General features: G+C 74.0%; 14 protein-coding genes. 6 read left to right on the top strand and 8 right to left on the bottom strand.

Translation table 11 applies throughout. The annotated features are described in order from the left end of the window. Nucleotides 1-98: 98 nt before the first annotated feature. The gene (locus Q9250_RS06130; RefSeq protein WP_306233705.1) at nucleotides 99-1,136 is read left to right on the top strand and encodes a phosphotransferase; all 1,038 of its coding nucleotides are present in this window, start codon (nucleotides 99-101) and stop codon (nucleotides 1,134-1,136) included. Here Q9250_RS06130 and Q9250_RS06125 read toward each other — a convergent pair. Beyond that, entirely contained in the window at nucleotides 1,122-4,307 is a 3,186-nt protein-coding gene (locus Q9250_RS06125) for an ATP-dependent helicase (RefSeq protein WP_306233704.1), read from the bottom strand. The genes Q9250_RS06130 and Q9250_RS06125 overlap by 15 nt on opposite strands. Then, nucleotides 4,304-7,399 carry a UrvD/REP family ATP-dependent DNA helicase gene (locus Q9250_RS06120; protein ID WP_306233703.1) on the bottom strand — a complete coding sequence of 1,032 codons (3,096 nt, stop codon included), beginning with the start codon at nucleotides 7,397-7,399 and terminating at the stop codon, nucleotides 4,304-4,306. Before Q9250_RS06120 ends, Q9250_RS06125 begins: the two co-directional genes overlap by 4 nt. 99 nt (nucleotides 7,400-7,498) lie before the next feature. Between Q9250_RS06120 and Q9250_RS06115 the strand changes: the two genes are divergently transcribed. Then, a complete protein-coding gene (locus Q9250_RS06115) occupies nucleotides 7,499-7,717 on the top strand; it encodes a DUF3107 domain-containing protein (protein WP_306233702.1) in 219 nt (72 codons plus the stop codon). After that, complete coding sequence (locus tag Q9250_RS06110) at nucleotides 7,717-8,019, top strand: hypothetical protein (RefSeq protein WP_306233701.1); 303 nt, start codon at nucleotides 7,717-7,719, stop codon at nucleotides 8,017-8,019. Before Q9250_RS06115 ends, Q9250_RS06110 begins: the two co-directional genes overlap by 1 nt. 91 nt (nucleotides 8,020-8,110) lie before the next feature. On the opposite strand, the gene Q9250_RS06105 is transcribed toward Q9250_RS06110, so the two are convergent. Beyond that, nucleotides 8,111-8,833, bottom strand: coding sequence for a ferritin-like fold-containing protein (locus Q9250_RS06105; protein WP_306233700.1), 723 nt, complete (start codon nucleotides 8,831-8,833; stop codon nucleotides 8,111-8,113). A gap of 90 nt (nucleotides 8,834-8,923) precedes the next feature. On the opposite strand from Q9250_RS06105, the gene Q9250_RS06100 reads away from it, so the two are divergent. Further along, entirely contained in the window at nucleotides 8,924-10,471 is a 1,548-nt protein-coding gene (locus Q9250_RS06100) for a DEAD/DEAH box helicase (protein ID WP_306233699.1), read from the top strand. 284 nt (nucleotides 10,472-10,755) lie between these two features. Here the strand turns inward: Q9250_RS06100 and Q9250_RS06095 are convergent, their stop codons facing one another. From Q9250_RS06095 to Q9250_RS06080, 4 genes are read right to left on the bottom strand one after another with little or no spacing between them, the layout of a single operon-like run. After that, the gene (locus tag Q9250_RS06095; protein WP_306233697.1) at nucleotides 10,756-11,019 is read right to left on the bottom strand and encodes a Txe/YoeB family addiction module toxin; all 264 of its coding nucleotides are present in this window, start codon (nucleotides 11,017-11,019) and stop codon (nucleotides 10,756-10,758) included. Beyond that, the gene (locus tag Q9250_RS06090) at nucleotides 11,019-11,267 is read right to left on the bottom strand and encodes a type II toxin-antitoxin system Phd/YefM family antitoxin (RefSeq protein WP_306233696.1); all 249 of its coding nucleotides are present in this window, start codon (nucleotides 11,265-11,267) and stop codon (nucleotides 11,019-11,021) included. Before Q9250_RS06090 ends, Q9250_RS06095 begins: the two co-directional genes overlap by 1 nt. A 60-nt stretch (nucleotides 11,268-11,327) precedes the next feature. Further along, nucleotides 11,328-11,900, bottom strand: coding sequence for a hypothetical protein (locus Q9250_RS06085; RefSeq protein WP_306233695.1), 573 nt, complete (start codon nucleotides 11,898-11,900; stop codon nucleotides 11,328-11,330). Nucleotides 11,901-11,944: 44 nt separating this feature from the next. Continuing rightward, complete coding sequence (locus Q9250_RS06080) at nucleotides 11,945-12,859, bottom strand: PHP domain-containing protein (protein WP_306233693.1); 915 nt, start codon at nucleotides 12,857-12,859, stop codon at nucleotides 11,945-11,947. Nucleotides 12,860-12,921: 62 nt separating this feature from the next. On the opposite strand from Q9250_RS06080, the gene Q9250_RS06075 reads away from it, so the two are divergent. Beyond that, complete coding sequence (locus tag Q9250_RS06075) at nucleotides 12,922-13,929, top strand: endonuclease/exonuclease/phosphatase family protein (protein ID WP_306233692.1); 1,008 nt, start codon at nucleotides 12,922-12,924, stop codon at nucleotides 13,927-13,929. 16 nt (nucleotides 13,930-13,945) lie between these two features. Here Q9250_RS06075 and Q9250_RS06070 read toward each other — a convergent pair whose 3' ends face one another. Continuing rightward, nucleotides 13,946-14,704, bottom strand: coding sequence for an esterase/lipase family protein (locus Q9250_RS06070; RefSeq protein ID WP_306233691.1), 759 nt, complete (start codon nucleotides 14,702-14,704; stop codon nucleotides 13,946-13,948). A 70-nt stretch (nucleotides 14,705-14,774) separates the two neighbouring features. Here Q9250_RS06070 and Q9250_RS06065 point away from each other — a divergent pair, with 70 nt between their 5' ends. Then, the gene (locus tag Q9250_RS06065) at nucleotides 14,775-16,262 is read left to right on the top strand and encodes an aminopeptidase P family protein (protein ID WP_306233690.1); all 1,488 of its coding nucleotides are present in this window, start codon (nucleotides 14,775-14,777) and stop codon (nucleotides 16,260-16,262) included. The last annotated feature ends 1 nt before the right edge of the window (nucleotide 16,263 follow it).

The following is a 16,263-nucleotide window of genomic DNA, read 5'->3' as shown; positions in this document are numbered from 1 at the left end:
CTCGGTCGAGCGCCGATCGAGCGAGCGGTGGAACCTGCACGTCACCTCCGTCGCGTGGCGCGGCTGCCTCGGGTCGAGGTCGGCCTAGCCTGGCCTGCATGAGCACGAACCCCTTCACTCTATCCGCGCTCGCCACCACCGCCGTGCCCGGCCTGGACGTCGTCGGCGCGACGGAGGACGGCTCGGACGAGCACCGCTCGGTCGTGGCGGCGCGGCTCTCCGACGGCGAGACGGTGCAGGTCGTGCTCCCCCGCTCCGTCGCGGCGCTGCGCACGGCCAAGGATCACGCGACGGCCCTGTCGGCGCTGACCCTCGGCATCCGCTCGCGCCTGCCGTTCGACGTGCCCACCCTGCTCGGCTCGGTCGAGGCCGGCAGGTCGACGCTGTTCGTGCTGTCGAGGCTGGGCGGCTCGCCGATGCGGCTGGCCGACATCTCCCCCGCTCGACCGGGGCTCCCGGCGAGCGTCGGCGAGGCGATCGCGGCCATCCATGAGCTGCCGACCTCGGTGGCCGCCGACGCCGGTCTGCCGACGGCGACCGCCGGCTCGCTGCGCCGGTCGCTGCTCGACTCCTTCGACCGCGCCGCCACGACCGGCCACGTGCCCGCGCCGCTGCTGGAGCGCTGGGAGCTCGCGCTCAACGACGACCGGCTGTGGCAGTTCAAGCCGACGCTCGTGCACGGCGATCTGCAGGCGCAGGCGTTCCGCGTCGAGGGCGCGAAGGTCGCCGGCATCGACGGCTGGCACGCGCTGTCGGTCGGCGATCCCGCCCGCGATCTCGCGTTCCTGCTCGGCTCGAGCGAGTTCGGCAGCGTCGATCGCGCGTTCCAGGCGCACGCCGCGGCACGCGGCATCGGCGACCGGCACGTGCGCCAGCGGGCGATGCTGCACGCGGAGCTCGACATCGCGCGCTGGCTGCTGCACGGCGTCGACAAGGGCGACGCGATGATCGTCGACGACGCGAAGGGCATGCTCGCCGGGCTGATCGCACGCGTCGACCGCGACCCCGGTGCGGCGATCGCGCCGCAGGCGCTCGAGACCATGGACCTCACCGGCGTGCAGGAGTACCTCGACGAGTCGTCGCCGTCCGGCACGACCGCCGAGGTGCAGGCGGAGCGGGGCTCAGCCGACCGCTGAGGCCTCGGCCACCGCCTGCTGCGCCGCGAGCCAGCGCGCCTCGAGCTCGGCGAGCGACTCGATGCGATCGGGCCTGACCACCTTGTCGTGCTCGACGAAGTACAGCTCCGCGTCGACCAGCTCAGGGTCGAGCCGGGCGTGCAGCGCGTAGGCGGCGCGGTACAGCGCGAGCTGCAGCTGCCGCGCCTCGAGGTCGGCGTCGCCGCTCGGCAGCCGTCCGGTCTTCCAGTCGACGACCGTCGCCCGGTCGCCGTCGCGGTAGACGGCGTCGATCTTGCACACCACCGTCGTGCCGGCGAGCGGCAGGTGGATCTCGATCTCGGTCTCGGCCGGCTCGCGGTCGCCGTAGGGCGACGCGGCGAAGGTGCGCTTCAGCCGCTCGAGCCGCTCGGCGTCGATGCCCACCAGCTCCTGGTCGAGCGGCTCGTCGTCGACGGCGTCGCCGAGGCTGACCGCGCTGCCGCGGCGCTCGACCCAGCTGTGGAAGAGGGTGCCGAGCCGGGTGGCGGCGAACGGCTGCTGCGGCATCGGGCGGGCGATCTGGCGGGCGACCGCGACGGGGTCGGCCGCCCAGTCCTTGAAGCCGGATGCGGCGATGCGGCTCGGGAGGGCGAGCGGCGTGGCCCTGCGGTCGGCCAGCAGCAGCGCGATGGCGTCGTCCCACGGCGTCGCCGCTGCCGAGTCTGCGGCCTCGACGGCGGCGGCGGCGCGCTCCACCGCCGGGCGACGCGTGCCGAGCGGGTCGGCCGGCCAGACGGTGCTCGCCGCGGTGCCCGCACGCGGGTTGCCGTCGAGCTTGGTCGCCGGCGGCAGCAGGCCGGCGCCCGTCGCCTCGGCGGCGAGCTCGAGCAGCCGGGTCGGCTTCGCGGGCGTCGGGCCGGTGCCGTACCACTGCGCGCCCGAGAGCCACAGCGCGCGACGGGCGCGCGTGACCGCGACGTAGGCGAGCCGGTCGCGCTCGCTCTCGTCGAAGGCCGCCAGCTGCTCGCGGTAGGCGTCGCGCTCCGCGATGTAGGCGTGCGACGTCGGCTGGCGCCACTGCAGCTCGGCGAGCAGGCTGCGGTCGCCGCGCAGCTCGTAGGGCACCTTGCCCCAGTCGAGCCAGCCGCGCGTGCTCGGGTCGTTGCGCGACTGGGCGAGCCTGGGCAGCGCCACGACATCCCACTCCAGGCCCTTGGCAGCGTGCATGGTCAACACGTGCACCGCGCCAGGCGCCGGCTCGGGCTGCGGGGCGTCGGGGCCGCGATCGGCGTCGAGCGCGTCGAGGTAGGCGAGGAAGGCGTCGAGCGTGCCGCGCTGGTCGGCGGCGGCGAAGGCGTGCGCCTCGCGCGCGAAGGCGTCGAGCACCGCGTGGTGCCGGTGCGCGCTCGCGCCCACCTCGATGTCGAGCCGCAGCGCCTGCTCGACGTGTCGCACGTACTCGGGCAGCGGCATGCCTGCGCGGCGGCGAAGGCCGCGCAGCAGCACCGCCGCCTCGCGGAGCCGTGCGAAGCCCGCATCCGTCGCGCCCTCGAGCCCGTCGGCGTCGACCAGCGCGTCGAGCGCGTCGACGATCGACGAGCTCGCCTCTGCGACGACCGCGCTGCGGTCACGCGCGCGCTGCTCGTCGGTGAGCCCGGCGCCGGCGAGCCGGCGCGCTTGGCGCTGGAGCGCCATCAGGTCGGCGACGCCGACGCGCCACCGGCTGCCGGCGAGCAGGCGCACGAGGCTCGAGCCCTCCTCGGGCCTGCCGAGCACGCGCAGCGCCGCGACCAGGTCGACGGCGGCGGACTCCTGCAGCAGGCCCCCGCCGCCCCAGCGGATCACGTCGATGCCGAGCGAGCGCAGGCCGTCGGCCAGCTCGATGCCCTGCTGGTGCGTGCGCACGAGCAGCGCGGCGGTGACGTCGCCGGTGCCGGTGCCCGCGCCGTGGCCGCGCAGCCAGGCGGCGAGCTCGTGCGCCTCGTCCTCGAGGGTGGGCAGGTGCCGCACGCTGACGTCGCCCGGGCCCGCCTCGCACCGCGGGTGCAGCCGCTCGACCGGCACGCCGGGCTGCGGCGGCAGGCCACGGGCGATGGCGTCGGCGATGCGCAGCACCTCGACGTCGTTGCGCCAGCTGATCGAGAGCGTCATCGCGGTGGTCTGCCCGAAGTGCTCGGGGAAGAGCGCGAGCGTGCCGGCGCTCGCGCCGCGGAAGCCGTAGATCGCCTGGTTCGGATCGCCCACCGCCATCACCGGCGTCTGGCGGAAGAGCCGCCCCAGCAGCTGCAGCTGCAGCACGGAGGTGTCCTGGAACTCGTCGAGCAGCACGAAGCGGTGGCGCTCCCGCAGCTCGTCGACGGCGGCGGGGTGCGCGTCGATCGCGTCGAGCGCGAGCCGCACCTGGTCGCTGAACTGCAGCACGCCGAGGCTGCGCTTCTGCGCCTCGAAGGCGTCGACGAGGTCGGCGAGCGCGTCGAGCGCGCCCACGCGGCGGCCGTCGTCGGCCAGGTCGTCGCGCTTCGCCTTGGTCAGCGCCTTCGCGTCGGCCTCGGGCGGCAGGTCGGTGAGGGCCGCGAAGGCCGCGGGGATGCCGCTGCGGCGCAGCCGCGCGGTCGAGACGCGGTGGTCGCCGAGCTCGCCAGCGAGCTGCAGCACCCGCTCGGCGACCTGCGCGGCCGAGCCGATCTCGGCGAGCCGCACGTCGTCGGACCCGCGGGCGACGCGCAGCGCGAGCAGCAGTGCGGCGGGATCGGTGAGCACCTCGGAGTCGGGGTCGCGCCCGATGAGCAGCGCCCACTCCTTGAACAGCGAGCCGGCGAACGAGTTGTAGGTCTGCACGACGGGCTTGCGCGTGCGCACCAGCTCCTCGTCGACCAGCCCGGCCTTCGCGAGCAGCTCGAGCTGCACCTCGAGTCGCTCGGCGAGCTCGCGGGCCGCCTTGCGGGTGAAGGTGAGGCCGAGCACCTGGTCGGGCGCGGCGTGGCCGTTGGCGACCAGCCACAGCACGCGCTGCGCCATCGTGTGCGTCTTGCCGCTGCCGGCGCCCGCGACGACCAGCGTGGGCGAGAAGGGCGCCTCGATCACGCGCTCCTGCTCCTCCGTGGGCGGCAGCGGGGCGCGGCCGGCGGCCTCGTCGAGCAGCGCCGCCAGCTCGATCGCGCTGAACGAGCGGGGCTCGGCGAGGGTCTGGATGGGCAGCTCGTCGGTCATTCGGTCACCTCGGGGAGGACGTGGATGGCGCACTGGCCGTGGGCGAAGCGCTCGAAGCAGTGCTCGGCGGGCACGGCGCGGAAGGCGGCGCCGCCCATCGTGGCGACGGCCTCGGCCAGGTGCGCCTCGAACCGCTCGCGCACATCGGTGAAGGGCTCGGCGTCGATCGACTTCTCGCGCCGCTCGAGCCGGGGCAGGAACAGCCGCGCCTCGGTGGCCGCTTCCGGCGGCACGCCGGCGATGCCGCCGAGCGCGATGGCCAGCTGGTAGGCGCGCAGCTGCAGGTTGCCGAGCTCGGCGTGCTCGTCGGGCTTGCGCTTGCCGGTCTTGAGGTCGACCACCCGCACCGTGCCGTCGGGCGCGTGCTCGAGCCAGTCGATGGAGCCCTTCAGCAGCGCGCCGCCGTCGAGCCCCACCTCGAAGCGCGCCTCGTGCTCGGCGCTCTCGACCCGCCACCCGAGGCCGCGGAGGCGCTGGAAGTAGTCGGCGATCGTCGCCGCGACCGGCGCGATGTCGCCGTGCTGGCGCGCGGCCTCCCAGCTCGACTCGTGCGCGAGCTCTCCGAAGCGGGCGCTGATCGCATGCTCGAGCTGGGCGGGGTCGGTCGCGTCATGCTGCTCGACGGCCTCGTGCACGATCGTGCCGAAGCCCGCGGCCTGGCCGCCGGTGGAGCCCGCGACCCGGTCGATCACCCAGGCGACCTCGCAGTCGACGAGGCTCTGCAGCGACGACGGGCTCGCCTGCACGGCGTCGAGCGCGTCGAGTCGCTCGGTGCTCGAGATCTCGGCCAGGCCGGCCCACTCCCCCGTCGCGGCACCGGGCACCCCGGCCTCGCCGAGCCGCCGCAGCGCCGTGGCGGCGAGCGCCAGGTCGCGCTCGTCGCCCTCGCTCGCGGCGCGCACGGCACGCCGGCGGAGGCTCGCGACCAGCGAGCGCAGCGAGTGCCAGCCGCCGTCGGGCTCCGGCGCCGGGTCGAGACCGGCCACGAACGGCGAGGGCTGCTCGTCGTCGCTGGCGACGGCGGTGAGCAGCACGGCCGAACGGGCGGTGGAGACCGCCTTCAGGAACGTGCGCAGCTCGTCGTGCAGCACCTCGGCGCGCGCGTCGACGGTGTCGTCGCCGTCGAGCCGGTTCGCGCCCAGCAGCGAGCCGCGGGCGCGCAGGTTGGGCCAGACGCCGTCCTGCAGCCCGGCGACGATCACCGTGTCGAGCTCGCGGCCCACGAACTGCCCCGGCGTGCCGATGGCCACGCGCGCGTGCTCGGCGCGGGCGGCGAGCGAGTCGTCGTCGACCGACGACGTCAGCCAGGCGTCGACGAACGCGCCGGTGTCGGCGTCGGGGCGCCGCTCGATGAGCCGCGCCACCTGGTCGAAGAGCGCGACGACAGCGTCGAGGCGCCGGTTGGCGAGCGTGCGCTCGACGCCCGTGCCGCTGTCGAGCGCCGTGCGCTGCCAGGCGGCCGCGACGCCCGCGGCGCTCCAGACGGCCCACAGCACCTGGTCGGCCGCCGCGGGGTCGTCGGCCGTCGCGAGCGCTCGCGCGTCGGCGAGCATGCGGGCCAGCCGCCGTGCCGCATCGGCGCCCTGGCGCGCGCCGCGGAGGCCCTCGAGCAGCGCGGGCTCGAGCACCGCGTCGCGCACGAGCTCGGCACCCACCACGTGCACCTCGCCGCCGTCGGCGATGATGCGGTGCCGCAGCGCCCGCTTCAGCCGCCGCACCGCGAGCGCGTCGAGGCCGAGCAGATCGCTGCGCAGCAGCTGCTCGGCGAGCTCGGCCGTCAGCTCGCGCCGGCCCGTCGCGACCGCGAGCACCTGCACGAGGGCGTCGACCACCTCGGTGTCGCGGAGCCTCGTCGGGCCGCTCGCCGAGACCGGCACGTCGAGCGCCGACAGCAGCGACGCCAGCTCACTCGCCGCCCGGCCCGTGCGCACGATCACGGCGATGCCGTCGTGCGGCACGCCGGCGGCGCGGCGCTCGTGCACGAGCCGCGCGATGCGGCGCGCCTGGTCGTCGACCGACGCCGACAGGTGCAGCGCGACCGCGTCGACCCCGCCCGTCGCCCGCGCATCGCGCTGCCCGCCCGCGAGCGCCGTGCCGATGCCGCCCGCGATGCGGGTGGCGAGCTCGCGCACCGCCGGCCCGTGCCGGTGGTCGAGCGCCAGCTCGAGCCGGTGCCCAGGCTGGGCCCCGAACCCCAGCCGCCCGGGCAGCGCCGCCAGCAGCGCCGGATCGGCGCCGCGGAAGCCGCCCGTCGTCGTGTCGGGATCGCCGAACGCGATCACGGTGGCCCCGCGCTCGCGCAGCGCCTCGAGCACGACCACGGCGCCCTCGGTGAGCTCCTGCGCGTCGTCGACGAGCACGAGCATCGGCAGCAGCGCGGCGTCGACCGTCGCGACCGCGCGCGCGGCCCGCCGCAGCAGCGACGCGGCCGTCACCGCGTCGGCGCCCCGGCGCTCGAGCCGCTGCAGCCGATCGAACTCCTCCTTGAAGGCTGCGGCGGCGACCCACTCGGGAACGGCGCGCTCGTGACCGCGGCGAGCCAGCGCATCCGCCGTCATGCCCCGCTCGTCGACGGCCGCCAGCAGCTCGCGCAGCTCGGCGCGGAAGCCCGCCTGCTCGCGCACCTCGGCGCCCAGGTGCTCGGGCCAGGCGGGGCCGCTCGCATGGCCCGCCGCGGCGTCGTCGGCATGGCCTGCGAGCATGGCCGCGATGATGCGGTCCTGCTCGGCACCCGAGAGCAGCTGCGGCGCCGGCCGCCCATCGGCGAGCGCCTCGGCGGTCAGCACCGCGTGCGCGAACGACGGCATCGAACGGGCGAGCGGCCCCGGCGTGACGATCGCGGTGCGATGCGCCAGCCGGTCGCGCAGCGCGGTCGCGGCCTGCCGCGAGCCGGCGATCACCAGCAGTCGGGCGGGTTCGAGGCCCGCCGCCAGCCGCGCTGCCGCGAGCTCGACGAGGGTGGTCGTCTTGCCGGAGCCGGCCACGCCGAGCACGATGGCGGATGCGTCGCCCGGCAGGGCGAGCACAGCGCGCTGGCTGGCGTCGAGGGTGACGCTCGGGACGCTCGTGACGGGCAGGGTCTGCGTGGGCATGCCGCCACGGTATCCGGGGCCACCGACATCGGCGGGCCAGCCGTTCGCCGGTCGCGGACACGGCAGGAGCGGCGTCGCCGATCGCCTATCCTCAGGAGCATGGACATCCGCATCGGCATCAAGGACTCGGCTCGCGAGATCGCGTTCGACTCGGCGCAGACCGTCGAAGAGGTGCAGGCCGCTGTGGTCGGCGCGCTCGACGGCGGCCAGCTCACGATCGACGACGCGAAGGGCCGCCGCTACATCGTGCCCAGCGCGAACATCGCCTACGTCGAGATCGGCAGCGAGTCGGTGCGCAAGATCGGCTTCGTGGCCTGATGCCCATCCTGGTGCTCGTGCCGATGGTGCTCGGCGCAGCGATCGGCCTCTTCGCGCGCTTCGCGACGCCCGGCCGCGAGTGGACCGGGCTCTACCTGGCGCCGTCGCTCGGCGCCGCCGCGGCCGGCGTCGCCTGGACGATCGGCATGCTCGCCGGCGCGACCGCCGACAACCTCTGGCTGTGGCTCGCCTCGCTCGCCGCTGCGGCGCTCGTGTCGTTCACCGTGCCCCGCGTGCTGCCGAAGCGCCGCGCGCGCGCCGACGCCGAGTACCTCGCGCAGCTCACCTCGCAGAAGGCCTGACCGGCTCGCAGCGGTTCTGAGCGGCTGCGCGAAGGGCTTCACAGCGTCGCAGCAGGCATGAGCCGTCCGACGACGCCGCGACGCGGCGTGCTCAGGCGGTGAGGCCCAGTTCGTCCATGCGACGCGTGTGCGACGCCACGATGTCGTTGAAGGCCGGCTCGAGCCGCGGCTGGCTCGGCACCGCACGACCGGAGTCGTCGGGGCCGTTGACCGCCAGGTACATCTGCAGCAGCGCATCCCCCACGAGCCTGCGACCCCAGACCGCCAGCCGGTCCGACAGCCGCGGCGTCAGCTCGATGGCCGCCTGCAGCAGCTTCACGAGCTGCGGGTGGGCGCTCTCGCCTCGCAGCGCGCGCAGCATGGCGTCCTGGTCGTCGGCGGGCAGCCCGGGCACGATCGCGACGAAGAAGTCCTCGAGCAGGCCGCTCACGACGTGGATCGCCAGCAGCTCCTCGTACCAGTCGGCGCCGGAGATGTGGTGCGAGAACTCGCGGGCGCTGTCGGCGAAGGGCCGCATGGCGTCCTCGGGCTCGACGTCCTCGCTCTCGAGGATGCGCGCGAACGCCGTCGCCCGGGTCGCGTGGATGCGCACCACCTCAGCCAGCGCGACCTGCGCCTCGGCCGACGGCGCGGCATCGAGCACGCGCCCGGCCTTCGCCACGATGTCGAGCTCGAGACCGAGCGCCTGGCCCACGAACGGCACCAGCGCCGGCCGCACATCGCTCAGCAGCACGCGGTCGCCGACGACCGGCACGCGGTGGTGCCGCAGCAGCTGCCGGGTCACATCGCGCGGCGTCCTGTCGAACCACTTCACCACAGTCGAGCAGTCTAGGGCCGTCCGGAGGCCCGTTCGGCATGCCCCCGGGTAGGCTGTGGGGAGCTAACGAACAGGCGGAACCCCCTCTTGACCTTCCAAGACCTCAACATCGAAGCCGACATGGTGCAGGCGCTCGCCGACCGCGGCATCCTCGAGCCGTTCCCGATCCAGACGCAGACGATCCCGCTCGCGCTCTCCGGACAGGACATCATCGGCCAGGCGAAGACCGGCACCGGCAAGACCTTCGCGTTCGGCCTCCCCCTCGCGCAGCGCCTCGGCGCCGACCCCGTCCCCGGCGTGCAGGCGCTCATCGTCGTGCCCACCCGCGAGCTCGCGGTGCAGGTGACCGAAGACATGGAGCTCATCACCTCCAACCGTCCGACGACGGTCGTCTCCATCTACGGCGGCAAGGCCTACGAGGGCCAGATCGACCAGCTGAAGGCGGGCGCCCAGATCGTGGTGGGCACCCCCGGACGCCTCCTCGATCTCTCGCAGCAACGCATCCTCGACCTCTCCAACGTGCAGGAGATCGTGCTCGACGAGGCCGACAAGATGCTCGACCTGGGCTTCCTGCCCGATGTCGAGAAGATCTTCTCGAAGGTGCCCGCGGTGCGGCACACGATGCTGTTCTCGGCCACCATGCCGGGCGCCGTCGTCGCGCTGGCGCGGCGCTTCATGTCGCGCCCGCTGCACATCCGCGCGACCGACGTCGACGACACCATCGCGCAGGCCAACATCGAGCACGTCGTCTACCGGGCGCACGCGCTCGACAAGGACGAGGTCATCTCGCGCATCCTGCAGGCCGAGGGCCGCGGCAAGACCGTCGTCTTCACGCGCACGAAGCGCGCCGCCTCGCGCATCACCGAGGAGCTCATCGACCGCGGCTTCCAGGCCGCCGCTGTGCACGGCGACATGAGCCAGGAGGCGCGCGAGCGCGCGATGGCGCAGTTCAAGGCCGGCAAGAAGGATGTGCTGATCGCCACCGACGTGGCCGCCCGCGGCATCGACGTCGACGACGTCACGCACGTGATCAACCACACCATCCCCGAGGACGAGAAGGCCTACCTGCACCGCGTCGGCCGCACGGGCCGCGCTGGCCGCACCGGCATCGCCGTGACCTTCGTCGACTGGGAGGACCTGCACAAGTGGTCGCTCATCGACCGTGCGCTCGAGTTCGGCCGCCCCGAGCCGGTCGAGACCTACTCGTCGAGCCCGCACCTCTTCAGCGACCTCAACATCCCCACCGACGCCAAGGGCCGCCTGCACGCGACCCCGCCGAACAAGGACGCCAAGCGCGAGCACATCGCCGAGTACGCGGCCGGCGACGGCTCCGCTGCCGGTGACCGCGGGCGCGGCGGCCGCGGCGGCGAGCGCGGCGGCGACCGTGGCCCGCGCGAGGGCGGCTCCCGTGATGGCGGCTCGGGCCGCAGCCGACGCGGCGGACGCGGACGCTCGGGCGGCGGCGAGGGCTCGAACGCGACGACGGATGCGTCCACCGCGCCCGAGGGACGGGGCACCCACGACGGTGGCGGCACCGAGCACCACGACGGCAACGCGGCGCCGCAGCGCCGGCGCCGCCGTCGCACCCGCTCCGGCGGCGGCGGCGCGAACGCGCCCCAGGGCCCGGCGGTCTGACCCCGCGCCTCGGCACCAGCAGCAGCGACGCACGGCCGCTCCGCATCCGCGTGGCGGCCGTTCGCCATGCTGACCGTCTTCGTCCCGCCACTCGGGCACGNCACCAGCAGCAGCGACGCACGGCCGCTCCGCATCCGCGTGGCGGCCGTTCGCCATGCTGACCGTCTTCGTCCCGCCACTCGGGCACGTGAGCGGTCACTCCCGCGGCTGAGCGGTCACTCCCGCGGCTGAGCGGTCACTCCCGCGGCTGAGGGTCACTCCCGCGGCTGAGGGGCACTCCCGCTTCAGTAGTGGTAGCGAGCCTGCACAATCGTGAGGCGCTCGTCATCGACGCTGTAGACCAGCCGATGCTCGCCGTCGATGCGACGTGACCAGGCGCCTGCGAGACCGTGTCGCAGAGGCTCGGGCTTGCCGATGCCTTCGAACGGGTCGCCACGTTGGATGTCGGCGATCAGGACATTGATCCGCTTGAGCAGCGTCCGGTCCGCCTGCTGCCAATGGAGGTAGTCGTCCCAGGCGTCATCGGTCCACGCCAGCAGGCGCGCCATCAGCCTTCGACGATGTCGTGCTCGACGGCGCTGCCTGAGCGAGCCTGCTCGAGCGATCGGATCAGTCGCTTCGCGTTTGCCGGGGAACGCAGGAGGTATGCGGTCTCCTGCAGCGCGTCATACTCGTCGCGCGAGATCAGCACGGCCGCTCCTCGTTTCGACGTGATCTCGACTTCGGTGCGGTCGGCGTTGACGCGCTCGATGAGCGTGAACAACTCGCGCCGGGCTTCGGATGCCGTGATAGCCATGAGGCCCTCCTCTTGTACCACAAATGGTACATCTTCCGGACGCCATCCGCCACGGCGAACTCAGACCGCGAGGAGATCGTGCGGCATCATGCGCGACAACGCCGAGTCGTAGTCATAGCGGACGAGCGCGATCCGGTCGAGATCGATCCGCACTCCTCCCGGAGCGCGTTCCGCCCAGGCCAGCAACGATCGTGGGTCGTCGATGCCCATCGTGAAGTGCACCAGGGTCGCGTGCAGCAACGCTCGCGGCCTGCCTCGCATGATGCTTCGGACGCGGTCCCATGCGTCGCCGTCCGGCTCCAGCATCGCGAGCACGCCGCCGGTGGAGACCGCGATGCCGACGAGGCGCGTCCGAAGCGGCCCCGCACCGGCGAGATCGCCGAGCGCCTGCTGTCCTTCTCCGAGGACCGCGGCGTCGACGCTCGCGTGCCAGCGATCGAGCTGCCGCAAGGTCACATGGCAGCTGCCGAGTGCGCCGGTGGGCCAGCACTCGCCGATGTGACCCCTCGCCTCAGCGGTCCAGCCATCGAGCAGGTCAGCGGAGCGGCCATCCGGCCGCGCGACGATGGAGGCACCCCAGCGCTCGTCGCCCTCGACCGGCGGCGCGTCCTGCTCGAGCTCGCCGTTCAGCACGCGCGATCCTGCCGCACTCGTGATCTCCGCGACGACCGGATGCATCAGGCGGGCAGCACCGGCGCCCAGCCGGTCGCGCGGCGCACGATCTCGGCGAGCACAGCGGGCTCGGTGGTGTGCTCCCCGAGCACGTTGGGCTTGCCGCGGCCGTGGTAGTCGCTCGAGCCGGTCACGAGCAGCCCCATGAGCTCGGCGTCGCGCAGCAGCCGGCGCCGCGACGCCTCGTCGTTGTCGCGGTGCCACACCTCGACCCCGTCGAGGCCGGCGCCGACGAGGTCACCGAGCACGCCCATCCGCATCACCGGTGCTCCGCGTGCCGCCGGGTGGGCGAGCACCGAGACGCCGCCCGCGTCCTTGATGATGCCGATCGCCGCCTCGGGCTCGGGCGCGTGGTGCGGGTGGTAGTAGCCGCCCTGCCAGTGCAGGATGCCCTCGAACGCCGCCGAGCGGTCGGCGACGATGCCGAGCGTGACGAGCGCGTCGGCGATGTGCGGGCGGCCGATCGTCGCTCCGGGCGCCGAGTGCTCCTCCACGTGCCGCCAGGTGAGCGGGTAGTCGCGGCCGATCGCGTGCACCATGCGCTCTGCCCGCTCGATGCGCTCGACGCGGATCCGCTCCCGCTCGCCGATGAACGCATCCGCCTCGGGGTCGAGCAGGTAGCCGAGCACGTGCACGCTGGCCGAACCGATCTGCGACGAGAACTCGACCCCGGGGATCAGCGCCACCCCGGTCTCATGCGCCGCCTCGGTCGCCTCGACCCAGCCCGAGACCGTGTCGTGGTCGGTGAGCGCGATCGCGCCCAGCCCCGCGGCTGCGGCGGCCCGCACGACGTCCCCGGGCGCATCCGTGCCGTCGGACTCCCGCGAGTGCGCGTGCAGGTCGATCGGGCCCAGGCTCGCCCAGTCGACGCCGTGCGCGGCGCGGCCGGCCCGGTCGTCGTGCGCCTGATCGTGCTCCATGCCGCCACCCTACGCGCGCCTGCCCGACCCGTCGTCATAGCCGGATCGCCTACCCTCGAGGCGTGCTCGCGATCCTCGGTTGGCTGCTCGGCCTCGTCATCGCGGCGTGCCTCACCGTCGCCGCCTGGCCGCAGGCGTTCGGCCTCGAGCAGGCGCCCGTCGTGGCGCAGGTGGTCTCGATGCGCGTCGGCGTGATCGGCATCGCGCTGGTGCTGGCGATCGTGTTCCTCTGCTTCGTCGGCTGGCGCCGGGTGCGGCCGTTCGTGCTCGCCGTGGTCTCGATGCTGCTCGTCTTCACGCTCGTCTCGGGCGGCATCCAGGTCTCGCGCGGCCTCGACGACGGCCAGGCGATCGACCGCGAGTCGGGCGACCTGATCGTGCTCACCTGGAACACCCTCGGCGACCGGCCCGGCGCGGAGGAGATCGCGCGCGTCATCGACGAGACAGGGGCGGATGCGGTGATGCTGCCCGAGACGACGCTGCCGTTGGGCGTCGCGGTCGCCGAGCGGCTGCGCGAGCGCGGCAATCCGTTCTGGGTGCACACCACCGACTACTCCCCCTCCTACGGGGCGCTCAACACGACGCTGATGATCTCGGTCGAGCTCGGCGAGTACACGACCGATCCGACGGTCGGCGGCACACGCACGCTCCCGACGATCGTGGCGCGGCCCGACGACGGCGACGGCCCCGTGCTCGTCTCGGCGCACCCGGTGGCGCCGATCCCGCAGCAGATGCGCAACTGGCGCGCCGACCTCGAGTTCGTGGCGGGGCTGTGCGAGGCAGGCGACTCGGTGATCATGGCGGGCGACTTGAACTCGACCCTCGACCACTGGGCAGACCTCGGCGTCGACGGCGGCGACCTCGGCACCTGCCACGACGCGACCAGCGCGCTCGGCGCAGGCGCGGTCGGCACCTGGCCGACGTGGGCGCCGCCGTGGCTGGGCGCGCAGATCGACCACGTCGTCGCGACCGCCGACTGGCAGCCGGTCGCGGCGCGCGTGCTCACGGGCCTCGACGATGTCGGCACCGACCACCGGCCGGTGGTCGTGCAGCTGCGCCAGACGGGCTGAGAGCGCGGACTGAGGGCTACAGCGCGCCCGAGCGCGCGTCGGTGAGCTCGTCGATCGCGGCGACCACGGCGCGGGCGGCCTCGGGCGTCGCGAGCGGCCGGAAGTGGCCGGCCGCCTCGAGCCGCACCCCCCGCATGCCCTCCGGCACGCGGTTCTTGGGCACGTGCGGGTCGATCTGCGGCAGCACCACCCGGATCCGCGCATCCGCCGACCGCTCCGCCGCGAGCGCCGCGAGCATCGCGTTCGACGGATCGAACTCGCGCACGTACTCGCCGCGCAGCAGCTTCGCCCGGCTGGAGCCGGCGAAGGGGGTGGCGAGCGCCACCAGGCCGACCGGCTGCGGCAGCGTGTCGTCGAGCGCCCGGTCGACGAGCAACCGCTTGCCGATCAGCCCGCCCTTCGAGTGGCCGACGAGCACGATCGCGGCGTGCGGATGCTCGGCGGCGATGCGGTCGACGACGGCGGCGACGATCGGCACCGAGTCGAGCACCGGTGCCAGGTTGCGGCCGAGCTCGGGCACGAAGTGCACGGCGCAGCCGGCGTGCACCAGCCGCCGGGCGAGCGGCTCCATGAAGTGCCAACGCTCCACGACCCCCGGTATCGCCACCACGTGCACGCGCGCGCCGGGCATCCCGAGCCGCGGCGGCGGGCGCCGGTCGAGCTGCGAGCGCAGGTGCATGCGGGCGGCGAACGCATAGTCGCGGGCCCACACCATCACCTCGCTGGGCTCGATCGGATCGACCCCCGTGAGGTCGATCGGTGCTGGCAGGCGCATCGCGGCAGTCTATTTCGTGGGCCTCCGAACCGGCTGTCCGCCAGCGCGGCGGAGTGGGAGGATGGCGGGCATGAGCGAGTCGTCGACGATGCAGTCCACCACCAACCGATCCACCACCCCTACGGGGTCGGCGTTCACCGAGCAGATCCAGCAGGGCTGGGCCGAGCGGCCGCAGACGACGCCCGAGCCGCGCGCCTCCGCCGCCCCGGCCGCCGAGCGCCGCGCCCGCATCTCGGCACTCCACCCGGGCGTGCGGCTGGTGGTGCCAGCGGGTGGCCTCAAGGTGCGCTCGAACGACACCGACTACCCGTTCCGCGCCCTCCCCGACTTCTCCTACCTGACCGGCTGGGGGTCGGATGCGGAGCCCGACTCGGTGCTCGTGCTCGAGCCCGTCCGTGGTGATGAGCGCAGTGACGAGCGCAGCGACGACAGCACCGCATCCGGCCACACCGCCACGCTCTACTTCCGCGGCCCGGCCGGCCGCGGCACCACGGAGTTCTACGCGAACCCGGCGATCGGCGAGTTCTGGGTGGGCCCGCGCCCGTCGCTCCCGCACGTCGCCGCCGACTTAGGGCTCGCGGTCGCCGACCTCGCCGAGCTGGCCGCTGCGCTCGAGGGCGAGGCGGATGCGCTGGTCGTCACGGGCGCGGACGCCGCGGTCGAGGCGCAGATCGCCGGCGCGAACCCCGACGGCGACATCCTCGCCCGCGACCTCAGCGAGCTGCGGCTGGTGAAGGACGCCTACGAGATCGCCGAGGTGCAGGCCGCCGTCGACGCGACCGCGCGCGGCTTCGACGACGTGATCGCCGATCTCGCCGACGCCACCCAGCACGAGCGCGGCGAGCGCGTCGTCGAGGGGGCGTTCCACCGCCGCGCACGCCTCGACGGCAACACCGTCGGCTACGACACGATCGCGGCCTCCGGCCACCACGCCTGCTACCTGCACTGGACCCGCAACGACGGCCAGGTGCGCCCGGGCGACCTGATCCTGCTCGACGCGGGCGTCGAGGTCGACAGCCTCTACACGGCCGACATCACCCGCACGCTGCCGATCTCGGGCGAGTTCAGCGAGATCCAGCGCCGCATCTACGACGCCGTGGTCGAGGCGGCCGACGCCGCCTTCGCCGTCGTGAAGCCGGGCATCGTCTTCAAGGAGGTGCACGCGGCCGCGATGGAGGTCATCGCGCGCAAGACCGCCGAGATGGGCCTGCTGCCGGTGTCGGCGGAGCAGAGCCTCGAGCCCGACCAGCAGCTGCACCGCCGCTGGATGGTGCACGGCACCAGCCACCACCTGGGCCTCGACGTGCACGACTGCGCCGCTGCCCGCCGCGACTTCTACCACGACGGGATCGTCCGCGAGGGGATGGTCTTCACGATCGAGCCCGGCCTCTACTTCCAGGCCGATGACCTCACCGTGCCCGAGGAGCTGCGCGGCATCGGCGTGCGCATCGAGGACGACATCGTCGTCACCGCCGATGGCGCCGTGAACCTCTCAGCCGCGATCCCCCGCACCGCCGACGAGGTGGAGGCGTGGATGCGCGAGGTGCGGTCGCGCTGAG

This window comes from Agrococcus beijingensis, from assembly GCF_030758955.1.
Taxonomy (GTDB): Bacteria; Actinomycetota; Actinomycetes; order Actinomycetales; family Microbacteriaceae; genus Agrococcus; species Agrococcus beijingensis.
This window is presented reverse-complemented; position numbering and strand designations above follow the sequence as displayed.

Coding starts and splice junctions, on each gene's coding strand:
- Q9250_RS06130 (WP_306233705.1), top strand. CDS start 99: ATGAGCACGAACCCCTTCACTCTATCCGCGCTCGCCACCACCGCCGTG.
- Q9250_RS06125 (WP_306233704.1), bottom strand. CDS start 4,307: ATGACCGACGAGCTGCCCATCCAGACCCTCGCCGAGCCCCGCTCGTTC.
- Q9250_RS06120 (WP_306233703.1), bottom strand. CDS start 7,399: ATGCCCACGCAGACCCTGCCCGTCACGAGCGTCCCGAGCGTCACCCTC.
- Q9250_RS06115 (WP_306233702.1), top strand. CDS start 7,499: ATGGACATCCGCATCGGCATCAAGGACTCGGCTCGCGAGATCGCGTTC.
- Q9250_RS06110 (WP_306233701.1), top strand. CDS start 7,717: ATGCCCATCCTGGTGCTCGTGCCGATGGTGCTCGGCGCAGCGATCGGC.
- Q9250_RS06095 (WP_306233697.1), bottom strand. CDS start 11,019: ATGGCGCGCCTGCTGGCGTGGACCGATGACGCCTGGGACGACTACCTC.
- Q9250_RS06090 (WP_306233696.1), bottom strand. CDS start 11,267: ATGGCTATCACGGCATCCGAAGCCCGGCGCGAGTTGTTCACGCTCATC.
- Q9250_RS06080 (WP_306233693.1), bottom strand. CDS start 12,859: ATGGAGCACGATCAGGCGCACGACGACCGGGCCGGCCGCGCCGCGCAC.
- Q9250_RS06070 (WP_306233691.1), bottom strand. CDS start 14,704: ATGCGCCTGCCAGCACCGATCGACCTCACGGGGGTCGATCCGATCGAG.
- Q9250_RS06065 (WP_306233690.1), top strand. CDS start 14,775: ATGAGCGAGTCGTCGACGATGCAGTCCACCACCAACCGATCCACCACC.